This is a genomic window from Microbacterium sp. ISL-103 (assembly GCF_018613995.1).
Taxonomy (GTDB): Bacteria; Actinomycetota; Actinomycetes; order Actinomycetales; family Microbacteriaceae; genus Microbacterium.
Window position 1 is genome coordinate 1 of sequence record NZ_JAGGPD010000447.1, and the last position, 6,615, is coordinate 6,615.

6 protein-coding genes are annotated in these 6,615 nt (G+C 67.2%); 2 read left to right on the forward strand and 4 right to left on the reverse strand.

The annotated features are described in order from the left end of the window. Both J7E68_RS15510 and J7E68_RS15515 read left to right on the forward strand, forming a co-directional pair. A partial coding sequence (locus tag J7E68_RS15510; RefSeq protein ID WP_215174087.1) for a hypothetical protein occupies positions 1–975 on the forward strand: 975 nt, incomplete at its 5' end. Positions 976–1,278: 303 nt separating this feature from the next. Next, on the forward strand, positions 1,279–2,475 hold the full coding sequence (locus tag J7E68_RS15515; protein WP_215174095.1) for an ROK family transcriptional regulator: 1,197 nt from the start codon (positions 1,279–1,281) through the stop codon (positions 2,473–2,475). 203 nt (positions 2,476–2,678) lie between these two features. Here the strand turns inward: J7E68_RS15515 and J7E68_RS15520 are convergent, their stop codons facing one another. The 4 genes from J7E68_RS15520 to J7E68_RS15535 all read right to left on the reverse strand — a co-directional run bounded on the left by J7E68_RS15520 (position 2,679) and on the right by J7E68_RS15535 (position 6,369). Then, complete coding sequence (locus J7E68_RS15520; protein ID WP_215174089.1) at positions 2,679–2,924, reverse strand: acyl-CoA carboxylase subunit epsilon; 246 nt, start codon at positions 2,922–2,924, stop codon at positions 2,679–2,681. Next, positions 2,921–4,510 carry an acyl-CoA carboxylase subunit beta gene (locus tag J7E68_RS15525; RefSeq protein WP_396652515.1) on the reverse strand — a complete coding sequence of 530 codons (1,590 nt, stop codon included), beginning with the start codon at positions 4,508–4,510 and terminating at the stop codon, positions 2,921–2,923. Before J7E68_RS15525 ends, J7E68_RS15520 begins: the two co-directional genes overlap by 4 nt. A gap of 111 nt (positions 4,511–4,621) precedes the next feature. Further along, a complete protein-coding gene (locus J7E68_RS15530; protein ID WP_251049052.1) occupies positions 4,622–5,596 on the reverse strand; it encodes a hypothetical protein in 975 nt (324 codons plus the stop codon). Between the two features lie 80 nt (positions 5,597–5,676). Beyond that, on the reverse strand, positions 5,677–6,369 hold the full coding sequence (locus tag J7E68_RS15535; protein ID WP_215174093.1) for an NTP transferase domain-containing protein: 693 nt from the start codon (positions 6,367–6,369) through the stop codon (positions 5,677–5,679). Between the last annotated feature and the right edge of the window lie 246 nt (positions 6,370–6,615).

The following is a 6,615-nucleotide window of genomic DNA, read 5'->3' on the forward strand; positions in this document are numbered from 1 at the left end:
GCCGTCGGATTCGCGATGTACTTCGCCGCACGAGGGGTGTGGTGGATCGAGCAGCCGACGGGTCCGCTGCTCATGGTCGCGGCGATCGCCCTGTATCTCGTGGTCGTGAACGTGGCCATCCTGTGGGATTCCGCGATCGCAGTGAAGATGCCCCTCTGGGTCGCTCTGGTGACCCTGGTCTCGAGCGTGCTCATCCCTGTGCTGGTGACGCTCTCGCTCGATCCCCTCACTCTGACGGCGCCGTTCGCGACCTGGTACATCGGTGCGCTCGGTCTGATGGGCGTCGTGTGCGTCGTGCGACGGCGCTTCGTGATCGGCTGGCTGGTGGTGCTCGTCCTCGTCGCGGCGTCATCCCTCTACCTCGGATTCTTCGTCGCGCTCTCTCTCGGTCTGGTCGGTTCGCTCATGTGGGTCGCCGTCGCGCATCTGCTCGTGATGTTCTGGGACCGCGCCGTGCGCGACACCGAGCGGCTCGCAGGCATCCAGCAGGCCGTGTCGGCCTGGCATGCGACGCAGCAGGTGCGGCAGAAGGAACGCCGCCTGCGCACTCAGTTCGCGCTCGCTGTCGCGGGACCGGTGCTCAGTCGTGCCGTCGCGACGCATGGAGTGCTGAACGACGAGGAGCGCCTGCAGGCGCGACTGGCGGAGGGCCGCCTGCGCGACGAGCTGCGCGGGGCGGATCTGCTGAACGATGCGGTGCGGGATGCGATCGAAGACGCCCGCCGACGTGGGGCCGTCGTCACGGTGTTCGACGAGGGCGGGATGGACGACATCGACGAGCCTCGTCGGGCGCTGATCCGGGACGAGCTCGCAGACGTGCTCCGACGAGCCGACGCCGAGCGGTGGATCATCCGTGCGGCCAGGGATGCGACGACCGCGGTGACCGTCGTCGGTCGGGCCGGCGCCGGGGGCCAGAGCGACGACGACGCCGTCGATGTCTGGCATGAGATTCCTCGCGACGCACCGAGACGATGATCCGGAACCCCTGTCCTCGGCTCTGGCCGGGGGAGGGGGCCAGAGTCGAGGTCAGACAGAGTGGGCGAGGGGCGGCGAATACGCCAGCCCCTCGCCGTGCGGAACAGTTACCCGAAAACCGTCCGCTGGTGGCCGATCTGCGCCTATCTACCCTGGGACAGAGAGACCAGCCGAACGCGAAGCGTCTTACTCAGTCTCACGGTTCGTCCAGTCGTTGTCTGTAGGTATTTTGGGGGACACGGATCCGGCCCCCGTGCGAGATGATGAGGCATGGGCATGCGCCGCGGAACCAACCTTCCTCGGATGGGCGACTTCAACCAGTCGGTCATCCTCGAGGCGATCCGGCGCTCGGGCGAGGGTCTCAGCCGGATCGAGCTGGTCGACGCGACGGGTCTCTCGGCTCAGACGATCACCAACATCACGCGGCGCCTTCTCGATGAGGGATTCATCGCCGAAGCCGGCCGCACGATCTCGGGGCCGGGCAAGCCGCGGGTCACGCTCCGTCTGGTCGCCGAGAGCCGCTTCTCGGTGGGGGTCCACCTCGATCCGGCGGTGATCACCTTCGTGCTGCTCGACATGTCGGGCGCCGTCGTGCGGCGGACGGTCGAGCGGGTCCATGACAGAGATCCGAGACGCATCGTCGACCTCATGGCGGAGACGATCGACGCCCTCATCGATGGGGCCGGGGTGGATCGCGGTCTCGTGGCGGGAGTCGGGGTCGCGGCGCCCGGTCCGCTCGACGCGCAGCGGGGTACCGTGCTCGACCCCCCGAAACTGCAGGGGTGGCACCGAGTGCCGTTGCGCTCCGTCCTCGCCGAGGCGACGGGATTCGAGGTCACGCTCGAGAAGGACACCACGGCCGCGGCCGTGGGGGAGCTCTGGACCGGCGCCGGCGCGACTCGCGGATCATTCCTCTTCGTCTATCTCGGCACGGGCCTCGGCGTTGCTGTCGTGAGAGATGGCGATGCGATCACCGGCAGCTCCCACAACTTCGGCGAGATCGGCCACATCATCGTGGATCCCGACGGACCCCCGTGCGCATGCGGCTCTCGAGGCTGCGTCGAGGTCGTGTGCACGCCCCAGGCCATCGTCGAACGGGCGGAGGCCGCCGGAATCTGGACGGAAGACCCGGTGCCGGGCGACGGGGTCGTCGAGGAGCGGTTCACGCAGCTCTGCGAACGGGCGGCCGCGGGGGAGCCCCCGGCTGTCGACGTGCTGCGCGGTTCCGCGGGCCACCTGGCGATCCTCATCGCCGCGCTGACGAACGTCCTCGACGTGGATCGCGTCGTGCTCGGCGGGCCGTTCTGGTCACGGCTCGCCGACGTCTACCTTCGCGAGATCCCCGAGCCGTTGAATCGGCGCAGTGCGACGCGTGAGCTGCGGATGCTGACGGTCGAGGGCACGGTCGTCGGTGACGACGTGGGGGCTGTCGGTGCTGCGTGCGTGGTCCTTGATGCCGTGCTCACGCCGCGCGCGTCTGATCTCTACCTCGAAGACTGAACGCGTCGTCAATCCACATACCGGTATATCGGTTGTGGCGTTCCGGCTATAAGTCCAATCGATGTACTATCGAAGGGATGCGCTGACTGGGGTGAGTTGATGCCTGGGACGACGGTCCCGCATCAGACGGTGGAGGGTCGTCTGCGTGACCCGCGAGCTGCGGGGCTCCGCGGGTCTCGCAGACTTTCCCCGTACCTCCCGGGTCAGCCAGCGAACCGTCCCCAGGGGATGTCCCGGCGCAGCGGTCGACGCAGCGGGCGCTGCGTGCGAGTCCACGCCGAGACGCGGGGCTCCTCGGCCACGGCCTCTGCCGACTCCTGGGCGTATGCGTCGCTGACGACGGCGATGAGTGCGGCGAGTTCTTCCTCGGTCGCGGAACCGCGGGTGATCTCGATCGTGGGAGGGCGCTCCGCCTCCGACGATCCGTCCTGTGCGCCGAGCTCGGTCACAGCGGGATGTTCCCGTGCTTCTTCGCCGGGAGGTCCGCGCGCTTGCCGCGCAGAGCGCGAAGAGCCTTGGCGATCGAGACGCGCGTGTTGGCCGGCTCGATGATGCCGTCGATCTCGCCGCGCTCGGCTGCGAGGAAGGGCGAGGTCACGCTGTACGTGTACTCGTTCGCCAGTCTCGTGCGCACGGCGGCGACGTCTTCGCCCGCCGCCTCGGCCTTGCGGATCTCGTTGCGGTAGAGGATGTTGACGGCACCCTGGCCGCCCATGACCGCGATCTCGGCCGTCGGCCACGCGAGGTTGACATCCGCACCGAGCTGCTTGGAGCCCATGACGATGTAGGCGCCGCCATAGGCCTTCCGCAGGATGACCGTGACCAGTGGCACGGTCGCCTCGGCGTAGGCGTAGATGAGCTTGGCCCCGCGGCGGATCACACCGGTCCACTCCTGGTCGGTGCCGGGGAGATAACCGGGCACATCGACGAGGGTGACGATCGGGATCGAGAACGCGTCGCAGAATCGCACGAATCGGCTGGCCTTCTCGCCCGCCTCGATGTTCAGCGTTCCCGCCATCTGCGAAGGCTGGTTGGCGATGATGCCCACCGACCGGCCCTCGACGCGGCCGAAGCCGATCACGATGTTGGGCGCGAAGAGCGGCTGCACCTCGATGAAGTCTCCCGCGTCGACCACATGCTCGATCACCGTGTGGATGTCGTACGGCTGGTTGGGGGAGTCGGGGATGATCGTGTTCAGCGAGCGGTCGGCATCGGTGGTCTCCCACTCGAAGCCGCTCTCGTATCCGGGGATCTCCGCCATGTTGTTGTCAGGCAGGAACCCGAGCAGAGTGCGGGCGTAGTCGATCGCGTCGTCTTCGTCTTCGGCGAGGTAGTGCGCGACGCCGGAGCGGGTGTTGTGGGTGAGGGCTCCTCCGAGCTCCTCCATGCCCACATCCTCGCCGGTGACCGTCTTGATGACGTCGGGGCCGGTCACGAACATCTGACTGGTCTTGTCGACCATGATCACGAAGTCGGTCAGTGCGGGGCCGTACACGGCGCCACCGGCTGCCGGGCCCATGATGATCGAGATCTGCGGGATCACACCGGACGAGCGGGTGTTCAGGCGGAAGATCTCGCCGTACTTGCTGAGGGCGAGCACACCCTCCTGGATGCGCGCTCCGCCGGAGTCGAGGATGCCGATGATCGGCATCCCGCCGGAGAGCGCGAACTCCATGATCTTGATGATCTTGTCGCCGGAGACCTCGCCGAGCGACCCGCCGAAGGTGGTGAAGTCCTGCGAGTACACAGCGACCGTGCGGCCATGGATCGTGCCGACACCCGTGACGACGGAGTCGCCGTAGGGGCGGTTGCGATCCATCCCGAACGCGGTCGTGCGGTGGCGCACGTACTCGTCGAACTCGACGAAGCTTCCGGGATCGACGAGGAGTTCGATGCGCTCGCGGGCGGTCATCTTGCCCTTGGCGTGCTGCTTCTCCTGCGCGACCTTCTCAGCGTCGACAACAGCTTCGTTGTAGCGAGCGCGGAGGTCTGCGATTCTGCCGGCGGTGGTCGAGAGTTCGGGCTTGTCCGTCACGGATTCCACCCTATCGTCGCCTCGGCCCCGTCCGTTGGATGCTCGCCACAACGGGTCGCTCGATCCTTTGGCGGCTCTCGTGCACGCCGGTGCCGTAGAGAGGAGTCGCGGTCAGTCGCGGCGACCCGCGCCGAGCTCCCCCGGAAGCTCGTGGGTGCCCGCCTGCTCGATCTCGCCGACGTCCGTGCCGCGACCGCGTCCGACCGAGGCGATCTTGCGTCCCGCCCAGCCGACGCCGCGCACCGCCGATCCGGCGGCGCCTGCCACGGCGCCCCCGACGAACTGGGCGCCGTGCAGCATCCTCAGCTCCATCTTCTCCGCTCCTGCCACCGGCTCGAGCTCGAGCGGCATCTCGAGGGGAGCTGCCCCGAATGCGTGATGAGAGGTCGTCAGCACGCGGCGTCCGAGGATGTGGTTGCCGGCTCCGCCGACAGCCGCACCGACGCCGAACGGAAGCGCCTTTCCGATGAAGGAGGCTCCGCCCTTCGCGGCGAACTGCTTCACGAACATGCTCTTCAAGCGGTCGACGAGAGGGCCGACCGCCGCGCGCGGCAGCGACTTCGTCACCATCTCGCCCCAGTACGACGACCTCGAGCCGCCGCGGCCCGACGCCTCGCCCGCGAGTTGTCCGACGAGCGCCACGCCCTCCTTGCCGAGCATCAGTGTCATCACGAGTGCCCTGGCCCGGTCGGGGTTCGACACCGCGATGCCGTGAACCTCGGCGACCGACTGGGCGAAGAGCGCGGTGGATTCCACGAATCCCACCGTCTCCACCCCCGAGAGTGCAAGGGTGATGCCGGTTCCGATTCCCGGCACGACGGCGGTCGCGCCGACGGCTGCTCCGCCCGTGGTCACGGCTGCGAGGTAGCGGCGCTCGAGGATGCGGATGATCTGCTCAGGGGACGCGTGGGGGTTCCGCAGCCGGATGCTGCGGATGTGCGCGAGAACGAGCGGTCGTTGGATCGCGAGAACACGATCCAACCCTCGGACCATGAGCGGATGCTCGGTCGATCCGACGGGAGGCACGCCTCTGTCCCAGGCGGAGTCGTCGGGGAGGGAGTGGATCTTGTGCACCTTGGGGGCCATGGATCGATCCTAGGAACCCAGACCGCGAAAACGCCGAAAGCCCGGCTCCCTTGACGGGGCCGGGCTTTCGTGAAACAGGATCAGACGAACAGGTTCGCTCGCTCGAGGTCTTCCGCGAAGTCGACCTCGACCGCGTAGAGGTCCGACACGTCCATCGGCTCGAGAAGCAGGCCGTCTTCGGCGATCGCGAGCTCGAGGCCGCGCTCGAAGTAGTCCTGGTCCTCGACGCGCTGCAGCTGGCGCATGAACGCCTTCTTGTTCGCGGACGAGATGTAGTTGATGCCGACGGCTTCACCGAGGCCGCCCTTGACGGTCTTGGAGAGTTCGTTGATGAAGCCCTCGGCGGTGACCGTGTACTTCACCTCTTCGTCGCTGACCTTCGAGGTGTTCACGGTGACGAACGACTGGTCGCGCTCGATGTACGCGGCTGCGCGGCCCAGGATCATCGGGTCGAACACGACGTCGCCGTTCATCCACAGCACGCCCGACTTGCCGGTGGCGCCGAGGGCGCGAAGGAGACTCTTCGACGTGTTGGTCTCGTCGTAGCGATCGTTGTGCACGTAGTTGACGTTCGGGAACGCCTCGATGATGGTCTCGGCGCGGTAGCCGACGACAGCGGTGATGCGGGCGTCGGTGCCGAAGGCGGCGCGGATGTTGTCGTGCTGCTGACGCATGATCGTGCGTCCGTCGCTGAGCTCGGTGAGCGGCTTCGGCAGCGCGCGGCCCAGGCGTGAGCCCATGCCTGCGGCGAGGATGACGGTCTGAAGAGTCACGAGTGCTCCTAAAGGAAGTATGTGTTCACGGTCGGTTCACCGACCAGACACTTCGTCGTGCCGAGAGTCATGCTAGCGACACAGCCTGGGAAGCCCCGGGGGTTGCGTCCCCTGTTGCCAATTCGTGATCCAGTACACACCCAACACTCAGATTCGTCCAGATCTGCGCGATGATCGGGCAGATCTGGTTTCGGAGGGACGATTTGTTGCGGCGACCCGAAGAAAGCGGGCACCCGTTGATACCGT